This window comes from Streptomyces yangpuensis (assembly GCF_001005295.1).
GTDB classification, from domain to species: domain Bacteria; phylum Actinomycetota; class Actinomycetes; order Streptomycetales; family Streptomycetaceae; genus Streptomyces; species Streptomyces yangpuensis.
In genome coordinates, this window is record NZ_LBMK01000009.1 from 134,912 (window position 1) to 155,839 (window position 20,928).

Consider the following 20,928-nt stretch of genomic DNA (forward strand, 5'->3'; position numbering starts at 1 on the left):
CGGGACGCCCTCACGGGCCCCCGCCGGGGCTTCGGCGTCCGGGCCCCGGGGTCCGCCGGGCGGTGCCGGCCGGGTGAGCCGACGGGCGACGTCTGCCCGTGTCAGCCGATGTCCGCCGGGTCGATCCGGACCCGTACCGCGTCCGCCGCGGGAACACCGCGGGCCAGGCGCGCCGCCTGTGCGGACTTCAGGGCCGCCGCCAGGGCGGCTCCGCTGCCGGGCGGGACCCGGACCAGGGCCCGCTCCCCCGGGGACGGCTCCCCGCGCCGTCCGGGCAGCGGCACCGGGCCGAGGATCTCGGCGTCGGGCGGCAGTCCGGCCCCGGCGAGGAAGGTCTCCACGGCTTCGCCCCGCCCGGCGACCGCGGCCATCCGGGAGACGGGCGGGAAGCCGAGCTGGGCCCGCTCCGCGAGCTCCCGTACGGCGTGGCCCACCGGGTCCCAGCGGACGAGCGCCTGTACGGGGCGCAGCGTCGGCTCGGCGACCACCACGACCTGGCCGTCCGCGCGGACGAGGGAGGCGGCGGCGATCCAGCGCCGCAGGGCGTCCTCGCCGGCCCGCAGGTCGGGGCGGGTCAGCATGGCCCAGCCGTCGAGGAGCAGCGCGGCCGCGTACCCGGCGCCCGCCGCCACCGGTTCGGCGCCGGGGGTGCTCACGACGAGCGCGGGCCGGTCCGGCACCTCCTCCAGGACGTGGTCGCGGCCGGAGGTCCGCACGGGCACGGCCGGGAAGGCCCGGCCCAGTTCCTCGGCGGTGCGCCGGGCGCCGACGACCTGGGCGCGCAGCCGGAAGGACCCGCATTCCTCGCAAGTCCAGGACGGCTCGTCGCGGCCGCACCAGCCGCAGGTGAGGTCCCGTTCGTCGGGGGCCTCCAACGGTCCGGCGCAGACGGTGCAGCGGGCGGGTGTCCGGCAGCGCTCGCACGCCAGGCGGGGTACGTAGCCCCGGCGGGGCACCTGGACGAGGACGGGCCCGGTCTTCAGTCCCTCCCGTACGGTCTCCCACGCCAGGCTGGGCAGTCGGGCGGCGCGGGCCGCCTCGTCGCGGGCCAGCAGCTCGTCGCCGACGGTACGGATCCGGGGCGCGTGGGCCCGTACGGTCTCGCGGGCCGCGACGATCGGGCGGGCCCAGCCGGACTCGACGAGCTGCGCGGCCTCCACGGTGCAGCTGGTGCTGCCGGCGAGGAAGGCGCAGCCGTCGCTGACGGCGCGCAGTTCCAGTACTTCGCGGACGTGCGGGAAGGGGGCGCGGTCCTCGCTGTGGCTGGAGTCGCCGTCGTCCCAGATCGCGACCAGTCCGAGGTCGCGGACGGGGGCGAACATCGTGGCCCGGGTGCCGATGACGGCGCGGACGGAGCCCCGGTGGACCGCGAGCCACTGACGGTAGCGCTTCTCGGGTCCGGACTCGGCGGTCAGCAGCGCGTGCCGTCCTTCGCCGAGGAGGGCGGTCAGGGCGGCGTCCACCCGGCCGGCGGTCCGCCCGTCGGGGAGAACGGCGAGGGCGCCGCGTCCGGAGGCGAGGGTGGCGGCCATGGCGCGGGCGAGCTCGTCGGCCCAGCCGGGGCCGGGCAGAGCGGTCCACACGGCGCGCGGTGTACCGCCGGTGGCGAGGGCGCGCAGGAAGCCGGGGCCGGCCGCGTACCGCTCCCAGCCGCCGGGCTCGGGGGCGGCGGGCGGCGGCAGGGGCTGCGGGGAGGGTCTGGCCTCGGCGCGGGCGTTGCGCGGGGGCAGGGCGAGCTGGAGCACGTCGGCGAGGCTGCCGGCGTAGCGGTCGGCGACGGCGCGGGCGAGGGCGAGCATGCGGGGGCTGAGCACGACCTCGGGCGAGACCACCTGGGCGAGGGCGGCGAGGGCGCCGTTGTAGTCGGACTCGGCGCGGCGTTCGACGATGAAGCCGTCGATGAGGCCGCCGCCCTCGCGTCGGCCTCCGTGCACCTGGTGGGAGCCGGCACCGAAGCGGACGCGGACGCGGACACCGGGCCGGGCGGCTTCGGAGAGCTCGGCGGGCACGGCGTAGTCGAAGGTGCGGTCGAGGTGGAGCACGCCCTTGTTCACCAGGACGCGGGCGACGGGCAGTTCCTCGGCCAGGGCGGCTCCCCGCCAGGTACGCGGCTTCGCCTTGGGCGCCTTGGCCTTCGCCTCGGCGACCATCTCCCGGATCAGTGCGAGCTGCTCCGGCGGGGAATCATTCGCGCTGCTCACATCAGCATTCTTACCAAATCGCTCTGACATGCGGGCCTGCGCGACAAGGCCCCGGACCGTGGGGTCCGGGGCCTAGTCGCGGATGATCCTGCGTGGTGCCTACAGGTGGTGCCTACAGGCCGGCGGCGGCGCGCAGCGCGTCGACGCGGTCGGTGCGCTCCCAGGTGAAGTCCGGCAGCTCGCGGCCGAAGTGGCCGTAGGCGGCGGTCTGGGCGTAGATCGGGCGCAGCAGGTCGAGGTCGCGGATGATCGCGGCCGGGCGCAGGTCGAAGACCTCGCCGATCGCGTCCTCGATCTTCTGCGTCTCGATCTTGGCGGTGCCGAAGGTCTCGACGAAGAGGCCGACGGGCTCGGCCTTGCCGATGGCGTACGCGACCTGGACCTCACAGCGCGAGGCGAGGCCGGCGGCGACCACGTTCTTGGCGACCCAGCGCATGGCGTAGGCGGCGGAGCGGTCGACCTTGGACGGGTCCTTGCCGGAGAAGGCGCCGCCACCGTGGCGGGCCATGCCGCCGTAGGTGTCGATGATGATCTTGCGGCCGGTGAGGCCGGCGTCGCCCATCGGGCCGCCGATCTCGAAGCGTCCGGTCGGGTTCACCAGCAGGCGGTAGCCCTCGGTGTCGAGCTTGATGCCGTCCTCGACGAGCTGGGCCAGGACGTGCTCGACGACGAACTCGCGGATGTCGGGTGCGAGCAGCGAGTCGAGGTCGATGTCGGAGGCGTGCTGCGAGGAGACCACGACGGTGTCGAGGCGGACGGCCTTGTCGCCGTCGTACTCGATGGTGACCTGGGTCTTGCCGTCGGGGCGCAGGTACGGGATGGTGCCGTTCTTGCGGACCTCGGACAGGCGGCGCGAGAGCCGGTGCGCGATGTGGATCGGCAGCGGCATGAGCTCGGGGGTCTCGTCGCAGGCGTAGCCGAACATCAGGCCCTGGTCGCCGGCACCCTGCTTGTCGAGCTCGTCCTCGTCGCCCTCGACCCGCTTCTCGTAGGCGGTGTCGACGCCCTGCGCGATGTCCGGGGACTGGGCGCCGATGGACACCGACACGCCGCAGGAGGCGCCGTCGAAGCCCTTCTTCGAGGAGTCGTAGCCGATTTCGAGGATCTTGTCCCGGACGAGCTGCGCGATCGGCGCGTAGGCCTTCGTCGTCACCTCACCCGCGATGTGCACGAGACCCGTGGTGATGAGGGTCTCCACGGCGACGCGCGAGGTCGGGTCCTCGGTGAGGAGTGCGTCGAGGATCGTGTCGCTGATCTGGTCAGCGATCTTGTCGGGGTGGCCCTCGGTGACGGACTCCGAGGTGAAGAGACGACGGGACACAACGCTCCCTGGGGTTGCAGCGGCTGCTGGCTGATCATTTGGCGGAACCGCATCGGGGGCTGCGCCCGATCACGTTCCGGATGCAGTTTATCGGTCGTCACCGTTGCCCGGACCATCCGTCTCGCCTTGTGGGAGCCGTGTGACCTGCGGCACTGACATTCTTGCGCACAGAGATGACCGAGTGAAGGGGAATCGGCTCAGGCGCGTCGTGATGTGAACCGCTGCGTAACCTGGTCCCAAATCACCTCGGCGAGGGCTTCCTTGGGACCGTAGGGCACCGGGATTTCCGACCCGTCGGAGGCCAGGATGATCGCCTCGTTCTCCTCGGATCCAAAGGTGCGCGTCTCGCCGACCTCGTTCACGACGAGAAGATCACATCCCTTGCGGCGGAGCTTGGCGCGGCCGTTGTCGAGCACGTCGTCGGTCTCGGCCGCGAAGCCGACGACCACCTGGCCCTCCCGCGCCCGGTCGGCGGAGACCTCGGCGAGGACGTCCGGGTTACGCACGAGTGCCACCGGGGCGGGGTCCTCCCCGTCCTTCTTCTTGATCTTGCCGCCGGCGTACTCGGCGGGCCGGAAGTCGGCCACGGCCGCGGCCATGACCACGGCGTCGGCGTCCCCCGCCGCCTTGAGCACGGCCTCCCGCAGCTGTACGGCCGTCCCCACGCGTACGACGTCCACCCCGGCGGGGTCGGCCAGAGCGGTGTTGGCCGCCACCAGGGTGACCCGGGCCCCGCGGGCGACGGCGGTGCGGGCGAGCGCGTAGCCCTGCTTGCCGGAGGAGCGGTTGCCGAGGAAGCGCACCGGGTCGAGCGGCTCGCGGGTGCCGCCGGCGCTGATCACGACGTGGCGGCCGGCGAGGTCCGGCTCGGCCACCCCGCGGCGCAGGACCTGCCGGCACACCTCGAAGATCTCCTCGGGGTCGGGCAGCCGCCCCTTGCCGGTGTCCTTGCCGGTGAGCCGGCCCACGGCGGGCTCGATGACGAGGGCCCCGCGGCGGCGCAGGGTGGCCACGTTCTCCTGGGTGGCGGGGTGCTCCCACATCTCGGTGTGCATCGCGGGGGCGAAGACCACCGGACAGCGGGCCGTCAGCAGGGTGTTCGTGAGCAGGTCGTCGGCGAGCCCGTGGGCGGCCCTGGCCAGCATGTCGGCGGTGGCGGGGGCGACGACGACGAGGTCGGCGCCCTGGCCGATGCGCACGTGGGGCACCTCGTGGACGGTCTCCCACACCTCGGTGGAGGCCGGGTTCCCGGACAGGGCGGCCCAGGTGGCCTCGCCGACGAAGTTCAGGGAGGACTTCGTGGGCACCACCCGCACGTCGTGCCCGGACTCGGTCAGCCGGCGCAGCAACTCGCACGCCTTGTAGGCGGCGATCCCGCCGCTGACGCCCAGCACGACCTTCGGCTTACCCATCCGCGCACACCCCTTTTGACACTCTCGACACGTCCGCCGCGTTCGGCTCTGATCGTCGTACCCACCCATGACACACCACAGGCCCGGCAGATGTTCTGCCGGGCCTGTGGTGAAGGAAATTCTCGGTGCCTTACTGGGCCGGGGCCTCGATGGCCTCGGAGGTCAGCAGACCCGCGTTGATCTCGCGCAGCGCGATCGAAAGCGGCTTCTCGTGGACGTGGGTGTCCACCAGCGGGCCGACGTACTCCAGCAGGCCCTCACCGAGCTGCGAGTAGTACGCGTTGATCTGACGCGCGCGCTTGGCCGCGTAGATCACGAGGCTGTACTTCGAGTCCGTGGCCTCGAGCAGCTCGTCGATCGGCGGGTTGATGATGCCCTCGGGCGCAGTGATGGAAGAGGACACGCTCTACCTTCCGAAGATGGATGAAAGTTTGGGCCGTCCGGGTCGGGCGACTTCTGTGAAGATCGACCGACGATTCAGACAACTTCCATCAAGGCTAGCAGCTCACGCGCCACGTCCTCGACGGAGGTGTTGACCAGGGTGACGTCGAACTCCGACTCGGCAGCGAGTTCGATCCTGGCGGCGGCGAGCCGGCGCTCGATCACCTCGGCCGATTCGGTGCCCCGGCCGGTCAGCCGTCGGACCAGTTCATCCCAGCTCGGCGGGGCCAGGAAGACCAGCTGGGCCTCGGGCATCGACTCGCGGACGAGCCGTGCGCCCTGGAGGTCGATCTCCAGCAGTACGGGTTCGCCGTTTTCCAGGCGCTCCTGCACCGCGCCGCGCGGTGTGCCGTAGCGGTTGCCCGCGAACTCGGCCCACTCCAGCAGCTCGCCGTTGGCGATCAGCTTGTCGAACTCGTCGTCGTTGACGAAGAAGTACTGGACTCCGTGTCGCTCACCGGGCCGCGGCTTGCGGGTGGTGGCCGACACCGAGAGCCATACCTCGGGGTGAACCTTGCGCATATGCGCGACGACCGTGCTCTTGCCGACCCCTGAGGGGCCGGAGAGCACGGTCAGCCGCGGACGAACCTCTGCTGCCATAGAGCGATTATCCAGGTTCCCAGGACTGCCTGAGAACACCGGGAGAACGCCAGGCGACGCCTCAGGCGCCGGTGCTGCCGAACTCGCGCTCCAGAGAGGCGATCTGGTTGGAGCCGAGACCTCGGACACGCCGGGACTCGGAGATGCCGAGACGCTCCATGATCTGCTTGGCGCGCACCTTGCCCACGCCAGGCAGGGACTCCAGCAGGGCGGAGACCTTCATCTTGCCGATGACGTCGTTCTCCTGGCCCGTCTTGATGACCTCTTGGAGCGAGGCGCCGGAGTGCTTGAGTCGATTCTTCACCTCGGCCCGCTCCCGGCGAGCCGCGGCGGCCTTTTCGAGCGCGGCTGCGCGCTGTTCAGGGGTAAGGGGCGGAAGAGCCACGCCTACGTCACCTCGGATGTCGAACTGTCGGATACGGACCGGTGGGGAACCCAAGGGCACCACACCAGGCGAGCTCCCGAACAGCGATGAAACTCGTTCGCTGCGCGTTCACTCTGCTCGGAGACTAGCGGCCAACACCGCTCCAGTCAGCGAGAACGAACGAAAAGTCCTGGTCAGCCTCTGCTGAACCGTACATCACGGACAAAATACCCCTGTTTTGTCCGATGAAGAGCGTTCGATTTTCGTCAGAAAGTGCGAGACCCCGCTCCGCGCGGATGCGGAGCGGGGTCCCAGGAGGGGATCCGGGAGGTCCCGGCGGGCGTTTTCCTATGCGGAAACGGCCTCGCGGATCTCGTCGGCGAAGCGCCGCGCCGAGTCGCGCAGGGCGTTCACGTCCGGGCCGTGCTTCAGGACACCGCGGGAGACGTTCGGGACCACGTTGCGCACGGCCTTGCCGAAGACCGTCGGCAGGTCCGCCGCGGTCGCGCCCTGCGCGCCGATCCCGGGGGCCAGCAGCGGCCCGTTGATGTCTAGGTCGAAGGAGGACAGGTCGCCCAGGGTGGCCCCGACCACCGCGCCGAAGGATCCCATCGGGGCGGCGTCCGCGTTCTCGGCGGCCAGGTGCGCCAGCATCGTGGCCCCGATGGTGCGGCCGTCCTCGCGGACCGCCCGCTGGACCTCGGCGCCCTCCGGGTTCGACGTCAGCGCCAGGACGAACAGGCCCGCGCCCGACTCCCGGGCCAGGTCGACGGCGGGCCCCAGGGAGCCGTAGCCCAGGTACGGGGACACCGTCAGCGCGTCCGAGAACAGCGGCGAGGCCGGGTCCAGGAAGGCCGAGGCGTACGCGGCCATGGTCGAGCCGATGTCGCCGCGCTTGGCGTCCATCACGACCAGGGTCCCGGCGGCGCGGGCGTCCGCGACGGTCCGCTCCAGCACGGCGACGCCCTTGGAGCCGAACCGCTCGAAGAAGGCGGCCTGCGGCTTGAAGACCGCCACCGACTCCGCGAGCGCCTCGACGACCGTGCGCGAGAAGTGCTCCAGGCCCGCGATGTCGTCCTTCAGTCCCCACTGCGCCAGCAGGGCGGCGTGCGGGTCGATGCCCACGCACAGCGGGCCGCGGGAGTCCATCGCGGCGCGCAGGCGGGTGCCGAACGGGGTCAGGGTCACTGTGCGGCCTTTCGGGTCTCGGCGCCCACCGCTTCGGCGAGCGTCGCGTACGGGCTGGCGGCCAGGCGCGCAGCCAGGCCCTTGTGAATGGCGCGGGCGTAGCACGGGCCTTCGTAGATGAAGGCGCTGTAGCCCTGGATCAGCGTGGCGCCGGCCAGGATCCGCTGCCAGGCGTCCTCGGCGTTCTCGATGCCGCCGACCCCCACCAGCACCAGGCGGTCGCCCACGCGGGCGTACAGCCGGCGCAGGACCTCCAGGGAGCGCTCCTTGACGGGTGCGCCGGAGAGCCCGCCGGTCTCCTTGACCAGGGACGGGGAGGACTTCAGGCCGAGGCCGTCGCGCGCAATGGTGGTGTTCGTCGCGATGATGCCGTCCAGGCCGAGCTCCAGGGCCAGGTCGGCGACGGCGTCGACGTCCTCGTCCGCGAGGTCGGGGGCGATCTTGACCAGCAGCGGGACCCGGCGGTCGGTGACGACCCGGTCCGCGGCCTCGCGGACGGCCGTCAGCAGGGGGCGCAGCGACTCGGTGGCCTGGAGGTTGCGCAGGCCGGGCGTGTTGGGCGAGGAGACGTTGACGACGAGGTAGTCGGCGTGGCGGGCGAGGCGCTCGGTGGAGGTGACGTAGTCCCCCACGGCCTCCTCCTCGGGGACGACCTTCGTCTTGCCGATGTTGACGCCCACGACGGTCCTGAAGACCTCCTGGCGGGCCGCCAAACGGGCCGCGACGGCCGCCGAGCCCTCGTTGTTGAAGCCCATGCGGTTGATCAGGGCGCGGTCCGGCACGAGCCGGAACAGCCGCTTCCTGGGGTTGCCGGGCTGCGCCTCGGCGGTGACCGTGCCGATCTCGATGTGGTCGAAGCCGAGCATCGACATGCCGTCGATGGCGACGGCGTTCTTGTCGAAGCCGGCCGCGAGCCCGAAGGGGCCGTGCATGCGCAGGCCGAGGGCCTCCGTGCGCAGCTCCTCGTACCGCGGGGCCAGGGCGGCCGCCACGAAGGTGCGCAGCACGGGGGTGCGGGCCGCGAGGCGGATCCACCGGAAGGCCATGTAGTGGGCGGCTTCCGGGTCCATCCGCTTGAAGACCAGGTTGAAGAAGATCTTGTACATCGTCGAGAGGATCCCTCTGCGCTCGTGAAGAGGGGGACACCCGTCGTGAAAGCCGGTGTCCCCCTCCCCCATTCCGGGCTGTACGGGTGTCAGTCGCGGGCCGCGGTCAGGTGCTCCGCGTGCTCCTGGAGGGAGCGGACGCCCACGTCGCCGCGGTTGAGCGCGTCGATGCCCTGGACGGCCGCGGCGAGCGCCTGGACCGTGGTCAGGCACGGGACGCCGCGCGCCACGGCGGCCGTGCGGATCTCGTAGCCGTCGAGGCGGCCGCCGGTGCCGTACGGGGTGTTGACGATCAGGTCGACCTGGCCGTCGTGGATCAGCTGGACGATGGTCTTCTCGCCGTTCGGGCCCTCGCCCTCGCTGAGCTTGCGCACGACGGTGACGTTGATGCCGTTGCGGCGCAGGACCTCGGCGGTGCCGGAGGTGGCCATCAGCTCGAAGCCGTGGGCGACGAGCTCGCGGGCCGGGAAGATCATCGAGCGCTTGTCGCGGTTGGCGACGGAGATGAAGGCGCGGCCCTTGGTGGGCAGCGGGCCGTAGGCGCCGGCCTGCGACTTGGCGTAGGCGGTGCCGAAGACGGCGTCGATGCCCATGACCTCGCCGGTGGAGCGCATCTCCGGGCCGAGGACGGTGTCCACGCCGCGGCCGTGGATGTCGCGGAAGCGCGACCACGGCATGACGGCCTCCTTGACGGAGATCGGCGCGTCGATCGGCAGGGTGCCGCCGTCGCCGGTCTTCGGGAGCAGGCCCTCCTCGCGCAGCTCGGCGATGGTGGCGCCGAGCGAGATGCGGGCGGCGGCCTTCGCGAGCGGGACGGCCGTGGCCTTCGAGGTGAAGGGGACGGTCCGGGAGGCGCGGGGGTTGGCCTCCAGGACGTAGAGGATGTCGCCGGCCATCGCGAACTGGATGTTGATCAGGCCACGGACGCCGACGCCCTTGGCGATGCCCTCGGTGGAGGCGCGCAGGCGCTTGATGTCGTAGCCGCCGAGGGTGATCGGGGGCAGGGCACAGGCCGAGTCGCCGGAGTGGATACCGGCCTCCTCGATGTGCTCCATGACGCCGCCGAGGTAGAGCTCGTTGCCGTCGTAGAGGGCGTCGACGTCGATCTCGATGGCGTCGTCGAGGAAGCGGTCGACCAGCACGGGGCGGGTCGGGGAGATCTCGGTGGACTCCGCGATGTACGACTCCAGGCGGGTCTCGTCGTAGACGATCTCCATGCCTCGGCCGCCGAGCACGTAGGACGGGCGCACCAGGACCGGGTAGCCGATCTCGTCGGCGATCGCCTTGGCGCCCGCGAAGGTGGTGGCGGTGCCGTGCTTGGGGGCGGGCAGGCCAGCCTCGGCCAGGACGCGGCCGAAGGCGCCGCGGTCCTCGGCGGCGTGGATGGCCTCGGGCGAGGTGCCGACGACCGGGACGCCGTTGTCCTTGAGGGCCTGGGCGAGGCCCAGGGGGGTCTGGCCGCCGAGCTGGACGACGACGCCGGCGATGGGGCCGGCGAGCGACTCGGCGTGGACGATCTCCAGCACGTCCTCGAGCGTCAGCGGCTCGAAGTACAGGCGGTCGGAGGTGTCGTAGTCGGTGGAGACGGTCTCCGGGTTGCAGTTGACCATCACGGTCTCGTAGCCGGCGTCGCTGAGGGCGAAGGAGGCGTGGACGCAGGAGTAGTCGAACTCGATGCCCTGGCCGATGCGGTTCGGGCCGGAGCCCAGGATGATGACCGCGGGCTTGGTGCGCGGGGCGACCTCGGACTCCTCGTCGTAGGAGGAGTAGAAGTACGGGGTCTTGGCGGCGAACTCGGCGGCGCAGGTGTCGACCGTCTTGTAGACCGGGCGGACGCCGAGGGCGTGGCGGACCTCGCGGACGACGTCCTCGCGCAGGCCGCGGATCTCGGCGATCTGGACGTCGGAGAAGCCGTGGCGCTTGGCCTCGGCGAGGAGCTCGGGCTCCAGCTTCTCGGCGCCGGCGAGTTCGTCGGCGATCTCCTTGATCAGGAAGAGCTGGTCGACGAACCAGGGGTCGATCTTCGTGGACGCGAAGACCTCTTCCTGGGTGGCGCCGGCGCGGATGGCCTGCATGACGGTGTTGATGCGGCCGTCGGTGGGGCGGACCGCGGTGGCCAGCAGTTCGTCCTTGTCGCCGGGCTCGCCGACGAAGGTGAACTGCGAGCCCTTCTTCTCCAGCGAGCGCAGGGCCTTCTGGAGGGCCTCGGTGAAGTTGCGGCCGATGGCCATGGCCTCGCCGACCGACTTCATGGTGGTGGTGAGGGTGGCGTCGGCGACCGGGAACTTCTCGAAGGCGAAGCGCGGGGCCTTGACGACGACGTAGTCGAGGGTCGGCTCGAAGGAGGCCGGCGTCTTCTCGGTGATGTCGTTGGGGACCTCGTCGAGGGTGTACCCGATGGCCAGCTTGGCGGCGATCTTGGCGATCGGGAAGCCGGTGGCCTTCGACGCGAGCGCCGAGGAGCGCGAGACGCGCGGGTTCATCTCGATGACGATGACGCGGCCGTCGGCCGGGTCGATCGCGAACTGGATGTTGCAGCCGCCGGTGTCGACGCCGACCTCGCGGATGATCGCGATGCCGATGTCGCGCAGCCGCTGGTACTCGCGGTCGGTGAGCGTCATCGCGGGGGCGACGGTGATGGAGTCGCCGGTGTGGACGCCCATCGGGTCGAAGTTCTCGATGGAGCAGACGACGACCACGTTGTCGTGGCGATCGCGCATCAGCTCCAGCTCGTACTCCTTCCAGCCGAGGATGGACTCCTCCAGGAGCACCTCGGTGGTCGGGGAGAGCGTGAGGCCCTGGCCGGCGATGCGGCGCAGCTCGTCCTCGTCGTGGGCGAAGCCGGAGCCGGCGCCGCCCATGGTGAAGGAGGGGCGGACGACGACGGGGTAGCCGCCGAGGGTCTCGACGCCCCGCAGGACGTCGTCCATCGAGTGGCAGATGACCGAGCGGGCGGACTCGCCGTAGCCGATCTTGGCCTTGACGGCCTCGACGACGCCCTTGAAGAGGTCGCGGTCCTCGCCCTTGTTGATGGCCTCGACGTTGGCGCCAATGAGCTCGACGCCGTACTTCTCCAGCACACCCTGCTCGTGCATGGAGATGGCGGTGTTCAGGGCGGTCTGGCCGCCGAGGGTCGGGAGCAGCGCGTCGGGGCGCTCCTTCGCGATGATCTTCTCGACGAACTCGGGGGTGATCGGCTCGACGTACGTGGCGTCGGCGATCTCCGGGTCGGTCATGATCGTCGCCGGGTTGGAGTTCACCAGGATGACGCGCAGGCCCTCGGCCTTGAGCACGCGGCAGGCCTGGGTGCCGGAGTAGTCGAACTCCGCGGCCTGGCCGATGACGATCGGGCCGGAGCCGATGACCAGGACGGACTGGATATCGGTGCGCTTAGGCACGCTCGGCCTCCATCAGAGATACGAAGCGGTCGAAGAGGTACGCGGCGTCGTGCGGGCCGGCGGCCGCTTCGGGGTGGTACTGGACGGAGAAGGCCGGCTGGTCGAGCAGCTGGAGGCCTTCCACGACGTTGTCGTTCAGGCAGACGTGGGAGACCTCGGCGCGGCCGTAGGGGGTCTCGGAGACCTTGTCGAGGGGCGCGTCGACGGCGAAGCCGTGGTTGTGCGCGGTGACCTCGACCTTGCCGGTGGTGCGGTCCTGGACCGGCTGGTTGATGCCGCGGTGGCCGTACTTCAGCTTGTAGGTGCCGAAGCCGAGGGCGCGTCCGAGGATCTGGTTGCCGAAGCAGATGCCGAAGAGCGGCGTCCTGCGCTCCAGGACGCCCTGCATGACGGAGACGGCGTGGTCGGCGGTGGCCGGGTCGCCGGGGCCGTTGGAGAAGAACACCCCGTCCGGGGAGACGCCGTAGATGTCCTCGACGGTCGCCGTGGCGGGCAGGACGTGGACCTCGATGCCGCGCTCGGCCATGCGGTGCGGGGTCATGCCCTTGATGCCGAGGTCGACGGCGGCGACGGTGAAGCGCTTCTCGCCGATCGCGGGGACGACGTACGTCTCCTTGGTGGCGACCTCGGCGGAGAGGTTCGCGCCCTTCATCTCGGGCTGGGAGCGGACCTTGTCCAGCAGGGCCTCGTCACGGGTGCCGGCCCAGGCCTCGCCGGAGAAGATGCCGACGCGCATGGCGCCGCGCTCGCGCAGGTGCCGGGTCAGGGCGCGGGTGTCGATGCCGGAGATGCCGACGACACCCTGCTGGACGAGCTCCTCGTCCAGGGTGCGCCGGGAGCGCCAGTTGGAGGGGACGCGTGCGGGGTCGCGCACGACGTAGCCGGAGACCCAGATGCGGGAGGACTCGGGGTCCTCGTCGTTGACGCCGGTGTTGCCCACGTGGGGGGCGGTCATGACGACGACCTGCCGGTGGTACGACGGGTCGGTGAGGGTCTCCTGGTATCCGGTCATGCCAGTGGAGAACACGGCCTCGCCGAAGGTCTCCCCCACTGCGCCGTAGGCGCGGCCGCGGAAGATGCGGCCGTCCTCCAGGACGAGTACGGCGGGAGCTTTGGCTGCTCCCCTGGTGGAGGTCGTCATCGTTCGGCGCCTTCCGTCGTGATGGATGAGTTCATGAGGTTGATCGCTTCGACCCATGCGGCGTGTTCGGCCGCGCGGTCGGAGCGGAATCCGGAGTCGATCAGCTTGTCGCCGTGCGCCCAGGTGACGACCAGCAGACCGCCCTCGGTGAGTACCTTGCCCGCGATTCCCTTGTCGAGGCGGGCGCCGCGCAGCTGCGCGGCCGGTACGAAGAAGTCGCCTGCACCCGGTCGGACCACGTCGAGGCCCGCGTCGGTGAGCGTGAGCTCGACCCGGCTGCGGACGCCCAGGCCGTGGGCGACGATCCGGTCGAGCCACTGCCCGGCGGTGGTGGACCCGTGGTACCGGCCGGTGAGTGCCAGCCGGTGCTCGGGGAGGCCGTCGGGGGCGGCGGGGAGCTCGGGCAGATCGTTCTGCAGGGCCCCTCGCCACTTCCAGCCCTGCCGCATCAGCCAGTACACGAACGCGATGAAGACGACCAGGCCGATCACCCATGCGATGCGGGCGCCGACTTCGGTCACCTCCGCCGACTGTCGTTCGGCGGCCTCGGCGGCCAGTTGGATTACTGCAGGTGTCACGCCAGTGTCCCGTCCACGACCGTTGCCCGGCCCCGCAGGAAGGTGTGAGTGACGCGTCCCGGCAGCTCGCGGCCCTCGTAAGGCGTGTTGCGGCTGCGGGAGGCGAAATGTGCGGGGTCCACGACACCACGGTACGAGGTATCGACCAGCGTCAGGTTCGCGGGTTCACCTGCCGAGACGGGACGGCCGTGGTTCTCGAGACCGCCGATGCGGGCCGGGGCGAAGCTCATCCGCTCGGCGACGCCCGCCCAGTCGATCAGCCCGGTCTCCACCATCGTCTGCTGGACGACGGAGAGCGCGGTCTCCAGGCCGACCATGCCCATGGCGGCTGCGGCCCACTCGCAGTCCTTGTCCTCGTGCGGGTGCGGGGCGTGGTCGGTGGCGACGATGTCGATCGTGCCGTCGGCGAGCGCCTCGCGCAGGGCCATGACGTCGCGCTCGGTGCGCAGCGGCGGGTTGACCTTGTAGACCGCGTTGTACGAGCGGACGAGCTCGTCGGTGAGGAGCAGGTGGTGCGGGGTGACCTCGGCGGTGACGTCGATGCCGCGGGACTTGGCCCAGCGGACGATCTCGACGGAGCCTGCGGTGGAGAGGTGGCAGATGTGGACGCGGGAGCCGACGTGCTCGGCGAGGAGGACGTCGCGGGCGATGATCGACTCCTCGGCGACGGCGGGCCAGCCGCCGAGGCCGAGCTCGGCGGAGACGACGCCCTCGTTCATCTGGGCGCCCTCGGTGAGGCGGGGCTCCTGGGCGTGCTGGGCGACGACGCCGCCGAAGGCCTTCACGTACTCCAGGGCGCGGCGCATGATCACGGCGTCGTCGACGCACTTGCCGTCGTCGGAGAAGACGGTGACGCGGGCGGCGGACTCGTGCATGGCGCCCAGCTCGGAGAGCTGCTTGCCCTCCAGGCCGACGGTGACGGCGCCGATGGGCTGCACGTCGCAGTAGCCGGACTCCTTGCCCAGGCGCCAGACCTGCTCGACGACGCCGGCGGTGTCGGCGACCGGGAAGGTGTTCGCCATGGCGAAGACGGCGGTGTAGCCACCGGAGGCGGCGGCGCGGGTGCCGGTCAGGACGGTCTCGGAGTCCTCGCGGCCGGGCTCGCGCAGGTGGGTGTGCAGGTCGACGAGGCCGGGGAGGAGGACCTGGCCGGCGGCCTCGATGACGGTCGCGCCCTCGGCGGACAGGCCGGTGCCGACCTCCGCGATGGTCTCGCCGTCGATCAGGACGTCCTGCGCCTCGCCGCCGAGTACCTTCGCGCCACGGATAAGGATCTTGCTCATGGTTACTTGCTCTCCTCGGTACGGGCGGGGGCGGCGGGGGTGGTCGTGACAGCAGGCTCGGAGCCTCCGAGCAGCAGGTAGAGGACGGCCATCCGGGTGGAGACGCCGTTGGCGACCTGCTCGACGGCGGTGCAGCGGTCGGAGTCGGCGACCTGGGCGGTGATCTCCATGCCTCGGTTCATCGGGCCGGGGTGCATCACGATGGCGTGCTCGGGCATCTTGGCCATGCGGTCGCCGTCGAGGCCGTAGCGGCGGGAGTACTCGCGCTCGGTCGGGAAGAAGGCGGCGTTCATGCGTTCGCGCTGCACACGGAGCATCATCACCGCATCGGACTTCGGCAGCACGTCGTCGAGGCTGTACGAGACCTCGCACGGCCAGGTCCGGGCGCCGATCGGGACCAGGGTGGGCGGGGCCACCAGGGTGACCTCGGCGCCGAGGGTGTGCAGCAGGTGGACGTTGGAGCGGGCCACGCGGCTGTGCAGGACATCGCCGACGATGGTGATGCGACGGCCGGAGAGGTCCTTGCCGAGGCCCGCGTCGCGGCCGACCAGGCGGCGGCGCATGGTGAAGGCGTCCAGCAGGGCCTGGGTGGGGTGCTCGTGGGTGCCGTCGCCGGCGTTGACGACGGCGGAGTCGATCCAGCCGGAGGTCGCGAGCCGGTAGGGGGCGCCGGAGGCGTGGTGGCGGATGACGACGGCGTCGGCGCCCATCGCCTCCAGGGTCAGCGCGGTGTCCTTCAGGGATTCGCCCTTGGAAACCGAGGAGCCCTTGGCGGAGAAGTTGATGACGTCGGCGGAGAGCCGCTTGGCGGCCGCCTCGAAGGAGATCCGGGTGCGGGTCGAGTCCTCGAAGAAGAGGTTGACGACGGTGAGACCGCGCAGGGTGGGCAGCTTCTTGATCGGCCGGTCCGCGACGCGGGCCATCTCCTCGGCGGTGTCGAGGATCAGGACGGCGTCGTCGCGCGTGAGATCGGCGGCCGAGATGAGGTGGCGCTTCATCTGGATGGCTCCGTAGGTCGGGAGGGCATGGTGCAGGCGGACTGACGTGCAGCGGACTGACGTGCAGGCGTGCGGGCGGGCAGGGCAGGGCTCGGCGCGGACCCCGCCGGGGTCCGTCGTCGTGGTCGGCTACTGCCCTGCTGCCTGGGCGGTCCGCTGGCCGAGCAGCACGGCGTCACGGCCGTCCTCCTCCTGGAGCTGGACCTTGACGGTCTCCCGCAGCGACGTGGGGAGGTTCTTGCCGACGTAGTCGGCGCGGATCGGCAGTTCGCGGTGGCCGCGGTCGACGAGCACGGCGAGCTGCACGGCGCGGGGGCGGCCGAGGTCGCCGAGGGCGTCGAGCGCGGCGCGGATGGTGCGCCCGGAGAAGAGGACGTCGTCGACGAGGACGACGAGGCGGCCGTCGAGGTCGTCACCGGGGATCTCGGTGCGGCCGATGGCGCGGGCGGGCTTCATCCGCAGGTCGTCGCGGTACATGGTGATGTCGAGGGAGCCGACCGGGATCTTCGTGCCGGTGATCTCTTCGAGCTTGGCCGCCAGCCGGCGGGCCAGGTACACACCGCGGGTGGGGATGCCGAGGAGCACCACGTCGTCGGCGCCCTTGGCGCGTTCGACGATCTCGTGGGCGATACGGGTCAGGACCCGGGCGATGTCCTGCGCCTCCAGTACGGGGCGCGCGGAATCGGAATTCTGCTGGGCGTCCATGAAAAGGACCTCCTTCTCCGCCTCACGGGACGGACCTTAAAGGACGTCTGATGTACGTCTCCCACGGTACCAGGGCGGCGGCGGTGGCCCGGCACCCGGGGGTGGTGCGGGGGCGCCCACGGGGCTGCTGGCGCCGCCCTCGCGGGGGGATGAAGACCATTCGGCTTGACGCACCCAAGTAACGCTGCGTAACCTCACAGTGAGTTACCAGCCGCGCGGCGGAGCCGCACGTAGTTATGTAGTCGCAGTGTCCATGCAGTCACAGCGTCACAGCGTCCGGGAGCGTTATGTCCAGCGAATACGCCAAACAGCTCGGGGCCAAGCTCCGCGCCATCCGCACCCAGCAGGGCCTTTCCCTCCACGGTGTCGAGGAGAAGTCGCAGGGCCGGTGGAAGGCCGTGGTGGTCGGGTCGTACGAGCGCGGGGACCGCGCCGTGACCGTCCAGCGCCTGGCCGAACTGGCGGACTTCTACGGGGTTCCGGTGCAGGAACTGCTGCCCGGCACGACTCCCGGCGGAGCGGCCGAGCCGCCGCCGAAGCTGCGCCTCGACCTGGAGCGTCTGGCGGGCGTGCCCGCCGAGAAGGCCGGCCCGCTGCAGCGTTACGCGGCCACGATCCAGAGCCAGCGCGGCGACTACAACGGCAAGGTGCTGTCGATCCGCCAGGACGACCTGCGCACCCTGGCTGTCATCTACGACCAGTCGCCCTCGGTCCTGACCGAGCAGCTCATCAGCTGGGGCGTGCTGGACGCGGACGCCCGTCGGGCGGTGGCGCACGAGGACGTCTGATCCTCGGGCTCCACACCAGCAGAAACGTTTACCGGTGGGTGCCGGACCCTTGCGGGGGCCCGGCACCCACCGGTTTTTCGTCACCTGTTTCGTGCCCTCTTTTCGCCCCGCGCCCCGCGCCCCGGCGACGGGAGCGGGGCGACGGAAGGGCCCGCAGCGCGTGCGCGTGCGCTGCGGGCCCTTCCGTACGGCGGTGCCGGTGCTGCTGTGGGGTGGCCTGCGGTCAGCTCTCGCTGCGCCGCAGGCTCGGCTTCAGGTCCTTGAAACGGGCCAGCAGCCCGTTCACGAACGAGGGGGACTCGTCCGTCGAGAACTCCTTGGCCAGCTGGACGGCCTCGTCGATGGCCACGGCGTCCGGGGTGTCGTCCACCCAGATCAGCTCGTAGGCACCGAGTCGCACGATGTTCCGGTCCGCGGCCGGCATACGGTCGAGGTCCCAGTCCACTGCGTAGGTGACGATCAGGTCGTCGATGCGGTTCACCTTGTCGGCGTAACCCTCGACGAGATCCATCGTGAAGGCGCTGACCGGCGGCTGCCGGTCGTCCGACCGCGCGTGGCGGATCCAGTCCGCGAGGACCTCGCGGACGGACACCCCGCGCTGGTCGGCCTCGAAGAGGATCTGGAAGGCGCGCTTGCGCGCGTTGCTCCGGGCAGCCACGGTTAGCTGTTCACCCGGCCGAGGTAGTCGCTGGTGCGGGTGTCGACCTTGACCTTCTCGCCCGTGTTGACGAAGAGCGGGACCTGGATCTCGTGGCCGGTCTCCAGCTTCGCCGGCTTGGTGCCACCGGTGGAGCGGTCGCCCTGGACGCCCGGGTCGGTGTGCTCGATGGTGAGCTCGACGGCGGCGGGGAGCTCGACGTAGAGCACCGAGCCCTCGTGCTGCGCGACCGAGGCGGTGAAGCCCTCGATGAGGAAGTTGGCGGCGTCGCCGACGGCCTTGGGGTCGACCATCAGCTGGTCGTAGGTCTGCATGTCCATGAAGACGAAGTACTCGCCGTCCATGTACGAGAACTGCATGTCACGGCGGTCGATGGTGGCGGTCTCGACCTTCGTGCCGGCGTTGAAGGTCTTGTCGACGACCTTGCCGGAAAGCACGTGCTTGAGCTTGGTGCGCACGAAGGCCGGGCCCTTGCCGGGCTTGACGTGCTGGAACTCGACGACGGACCAGAGCTGGTCACCGTCGAGCTTGAGCACCATGCCGTTCTTGAGGTCGTTCGTGGAAGCCACGGTTGCGGAATCTCCTGCACTGGAAGACCACGGGTGCACGCACCACCCGGCAGTGCGGGCTAGAGCGCGAGCAGCTCCTTGGTCGTAATGGTGAGTAGCTCGGGACCGCCGTCCGCCTCGGGGCGTACGACGAGCGTGTCATCGATCCGGACACCTCCCCGGCCGGGGAGGTGAACCCCCGGTTCGACGGTGACCGGCACGCAAGCGTCCAGTTTACCCATTGCCGTAGGTGCAAGCTGCGGGTCCTCGTCGATTTCGAGGCCTACGCCGTGTCCGGTCCATGGAGCGAGGGCCTCCGCGTGGCCCGCGGAGTCCAGTACGGAGCGGGCCGCGTGGTCCACCTCCCGGTAGGCGGCTCCCGGCAGCAGTGCCTCCCGTCCCGCCCGCTGGGCGGTGAAGACGCAGTCGTACAGCTCGATCTGCCAGTCGGCGGGCGTCGTGCCGATGACGAAGGTCCGGCCGATCTCGCACCGGTAGCCGCGGTAGTTGGCGCCCAGGCAGACGGAGAGGAAGTCCCCCTCCTCCACCCTGCGGTCGGAGGGCCGGTGCCGGGAGCGGCCGGAGTGCGGGCCGGTGCCGACGGAGGTGGGGAAGGCCGGGCCGTCCGCGCCGTGGTCGACGAGGCGCCGCTCCAGTTCCAGGGCGAGGTGGCGCTCGGTACGTCCGACGAGGATGGACTCCAGCAGCTCGCCCAGGGCCTGGTCGGCGATCTCGGCGGCGATCCGCAGGCAGGCGATCTCCCCCTCGTCCTTGACGAGGCGCTGCTGCTCGACCGCGGTCCCGAGGTCGGCGAGGCGCAGTCCGGGCGCGACGGACCGCAGCGCCCGGTGCCGGGCGACGGTGAGGTGGTGCTCCTCCACGGCGAGGGAGTCGGCGCGTACGGAGGAGGCGGCGTCGGCCGCCGCGACGGCGGGGTCCCCGCCGCGGCCGGCCAGCACGGTGACCCGGAGGTGTTCGTCGAGGCGGCCCTCGTCGGCCTCGCCGGTGGGTGCGCCGGCGCAGAACAGGGCGTCCTCGGTCGGTCCCACGAGGAGGACGGCGCCGAGCGGTGACGCCCCGGAGAGGTAGCGGACGTTCGCCGGACGCGTGATCAGCGCGGCGGCGTTCCCCGCGGCGGCGCATCGGTCGCGAAGCAGGCCCCGACGGGCGGCGTACACGTCTGACATGTCTTCGAGCGTACGAGCGCCCCGCGGATCCGGCCCGGCGAGCGCGTCCGGACGGGGCGCGGCAGGGCACGGCGGGGCAGCACGGCGGGCGGGATCCGCAGGCCGGATCCCCGGGCCGTCCCGGCCGGCCCGTTGCCGGGGCCTGTCCCACCGGGCCGGCTCCCCCGGAGGTCTGCCGGAGGTCCTCCCCGGGCGGCTACCAGCCGCTGGGGGCCGGGAGGGCCCTGGCCAGGGCCTCGTCGAGGGCGCGGGCGGTGCCTTCGACGTCGAGCTGGGAGTTGTCGATGATCGGCAGCCCGGATCCGTACCAGCCGGCCATCCGGCCGTGGATGCGGGCGACCTCCTCGTCGGAGAGCCTGCGGTTGCCGGAGCGCTCGGCGTTGCGCTCCAGGACGATCTCCAGGCCGGGCAGGAGCACGACCGGCAGCAGCGTCGGTCCCACGTGGCGCTTCCAGCCACCCAGACCCACCACGGGCCGGTCGGGGAAGACGGCGTCGTCGAGGATGCAGGAGATGCCGTTGGCCAGGTAGTTGCGGGCCGCGAAGCCGCAGGTGCGGCGGGCGAGGCGGTACTGCGCCTCGGAGTGCTCGTTCCAGCCGGCCTGCGGGTCGGCGAAGCCGGAGCAGACCCATTCGCGCACGTCGTCCAGGCTGATGTGGGCGGTCGGCACGGGCCGGGTGCTGGCCCAGTGCCGGGCCACGGTGGTCTTGCCCGCGCCGGCGGGCCCGATCAGCAGGACGGCGAGCACGGCGCCGCCCGTTCCCGCCACCGCGGGCGGCAGCGGGATGTGCCCGGTGGGCTCCGGCACGGGCGCCACCTGGGGCGGCGGCGGGGCCGGGTGCCGGGACGGCGGCGCCGGCGGGTGCGCACCCGGCCAGCCCTGGGCCGGGGGTATGGGCGGCTGCGGGGGCGCAGAAGGACGCTGCCCCGGCTGCCCCCAGCCCCCGCCACCCACTCCTTGGTGCATCCGCTGCCACTTTCGTCTCGTTCCTGCCACTGATGCGAGAACGT

Annotated in this window: 19 protein-coding genes; 1 reads left to right on the top strand and 18 read right to left on the bottom strand. The window is 71.4% G+C overall.

Translation table 11 applies throughout. The features are described 5' to 3' along the window. Positions 1 to 101: 101 nt before the first annotated feature. The 14 genes from AAT21_RS31260 to pyrR form a co-directional block, all read right to left on the bottom strand. Positions 102 to 2,201 carry a primosomal protein N' gene (locus AAT21_RS31260; protein ID WP_459543216.1) on the bottom strand — a complete coding sequence of 700 codons (2,100 nt, stop codon included), beginning with the start codon at positions 2,199 to 2,201 and terminating at the stop codon, positions 102 to 104. Positions 2,202 to 2,313: 112 nt separating this feature from the next. After that, entirely contained in the window at positions 2,314 to 3,522 is a 1,209-nt protein-coding gene (gene metK, locus AAT21_RS31265; protein WP_046780353.1) for a methionine adenosyltransferase, read from the bottom strand. Between the two features lie 197 nt (positions 3,523 to 3,719). Continuing rightward, positions 3,720 to 4,934, bottom strand: a complete 1,215-nt coding sequence (coaBC, locus tag AAT21_RS31270; protein ID WP_046780354.1) for a bifunctional phosphopantothenoylcysteine decarboxylase/phosphopantothenate--cysteine ligase CoaBC — start codon at positions 4,932 to 4,934, stop codon at positions 3,720 to 3,722. Between the two features lie 130 nt (positions 4,935 to 5,064). Beyond that, positions 5,065 to 5,337: a DNA-directed RNA polymerase subunit omega gene (rpoZ, locus tag AAT21_RS31275; RefSeq protein ID WP_004948662.1), complete on the bottom strand. Its 273-nt coding sequence runs from the start codon at positions 5,335 to 5,337 to the stop codon at positions 5,065 to 5,067. Between the two features lie 74 nt (positions 5,338 to 5,411). Next, on the bottom strand, positions 5,412 to 5,975 hold the full coding sequence (gene gmk, locus AAT21_RS31280) for a guanylate kinase (protein WP_079026086.1): 564 nt from the start codon (positions 5,973 to 5,975) through the stop codon (positions 5,412 to 5,414). A gap of 61 nt (positions 5,976 to 6,036) precedes the next feature. Beyond that, the gene (locus AAT21_RS31285) at positions 6,037 to 6,360 is read right to left on the bottom strand and encodes an integration host factor (protein WP_030008746.1); all 324 of its coding nucleotides are present in this window, start codon (positions 6,358 to 6,360) and stop codon (positions 6,037 to 6,039) included. Between the two features lie 327 nt (positions 6,361 to 6,687). Next, on the bottom strand, positions 6,688 to 7,527 hold the full coding sequence (gene pyrF, locus AAT21_RS31290) for an orotidine-5'-phosphate decarboxylase (RefSeq protein ID WP_079026087.1): 840 nt from the start codon (positions 7,525 to 7,527) through the stop codon (positions 6,688 to 6,690). Next, complete coding sequence (locus AAT21_RS31295; protein WP_046780356.1) at positions 7,524 to 8,633, bottom strand: quinone-dependent dihydroorotate dehydrogenase; 1,110 nt, start codon at positions 8,631 to 8,633, stop codon at positions 7,524 to 7,526. Before AAT21_RS31295 ends, pyrF begins: the two co-directional genes overlap by 4 nt. An 89-nt stretch (positions 8,634 to 8,722) precedes the next feature. Then, positions 8,723 to 12,031 (bottom strand): carbamoyl-phosphate synthase large subunit, encoded by a 3,309-nt coding sequence (gene carB / locus AAT21_RS31300; protein ID WP_046780357.1) that lies wholly within the window; start codon positions 12,029 to 12,031, stop codon positions 8,723 to 8,725. Further along, positions 12,024 to 13,172, bottom strand: a complete 1,149-nt coding sequence (gene carA / locus AAT21_RS31305; protein WP_046780358.1) for a glutamine-hydrolyzing carbamoyl-phosphate synthase small subunit — start codon at positions 13,170 to 13,172, stop codon at positions 12,024 to 12,026. The genes carB and carA overlap by 8 nt, the downstream gene beginning before the upstream one ends. After that, complete coding sequence (locus AAT21_RS31310) at positions 13,169 to 13,750, bottom strand: PH-like domain-containing protein (protein ID WP_046780359.1); 582 nt, start codon at positions 13,748 to 13,750, stop codon at positions 13,169 to 13,171. Before AAT21_RS31310 ends, carA begins: the two co-directional genes overlap by 4 nt. Further along, complete coding sequence (locus AAT21_RS31315; protein WP_046780360.1) at positions 13,747 to 15,033, bottom strand: dihydroorotase; 1,287 nt, start codon at positions 15,031 to 15,033, stop codon at positions 13,747 to 13,749. Before AAT21_RS31315 ends, AAT21_RS31310 begins: the two co-directional genes overlap by 4 nt. A 2-nt stretch (positions 15,034 to 15,035) precedes the next feature. Then, entirely contained in the window at positions 15,036 to 16,031 is a 996-nt protein-coding gene (locus tag AAT21_RS31320; protein ID WP_046780361.1) for an aspartate carbamoyltransferase catalytic subunit, read from the bottom strand. Positions 16,032 to 16,160: 129 nt separating this feature from the next. Next, the gene (gene pyrR / locus AAT21_RS31325; RefSeq protein WP_030656222.1) at positions 16,161 to 16,736 is read right to left on the bottom strand and encodes a bifunctional pyr operon transcriptional regulator/uracil phosphoribosyltransferase PyrR; all 576 of its coding nucleotides are present in this window, start codon (positions 16,734 to 16,736) and stop codon (positions 16,161 to 16,163) included. A 287-nt stretch (positions 16,737 to 17,023) separates the two neighbouring features. Here pyrR and bldD point away from each other — a divergent pair, with 287 nt between their 5' ends. Further along, on the top strand, positions 17,024 to 17,524 hold the full coding sequence (gene bldD / locus AAT21_RS31330) for a transcriptional regulator BldD (RefSeq protein WP_030026184.1): 501 nt from the start codon (positions 17,024 to 17,026) through the stop codon (positions 17,522 to 17,524). A gap of 223 nt (positions 17,525 to 17,747) precedes the next feature. On the opposite strand, the gene nusB is transcribed toward bldD, so the two are convergent. The 4 genes from nusB to AAT21_RS31350 form a co-directional block, all read right to left on the bottom strand. Further along, positions 17,748 to 18,182, bottom strand: a complete 435-nt coding sequence (gene nusB / locus AAT21_RS31335; protein ID WP_030965741.1) for a transcription antitermination factor NusB — start codon at positions 18,180 to 18,182, stop codon at positions 17,748 to 17,750. Between the two features lie 2 nt (positions 18,183 to 18,184). Next, positions 18,185 to 18,751 (bottom strand): elongation factor P, encoded by a 567-nt coding sequence (efp, locus tag AAT21_RS31340; RefSeq protein WP_030026187.1) that lies wholly within the window; start codon positions 18,749 to 18,751, stop codon positions 18,185 to 18,187. A gap of 59 nt (positions 18,752 to 18,810) precedes the next feature. Next, a complete protein-coding gene (locus AAT21_RS31345; RefSeq protein WP_046780362.1) occupies positions 18,811 to 19,917 on the bottom strand; it encodes an aminopeptidase P family protein in 1,107 nt (368 codons plus the stop codon). A 196-nt stretch (positions 19,918 to 20,113) separates the two neighbouring features. Next, positions 20,114 to 20,884: an AAA family ATPase gene (locus tag AAT21_RS31350; RefSeq protein ID WP_046780363.1), complete on the bottom strand. Its 771-nt coding sequence runs from the start codon at positions 20,882 to 20,884 to the stop codon at positions 20,114 to 20,116. Positions 20,885 to 20,928: the final 44 nt, after the last annotated feature.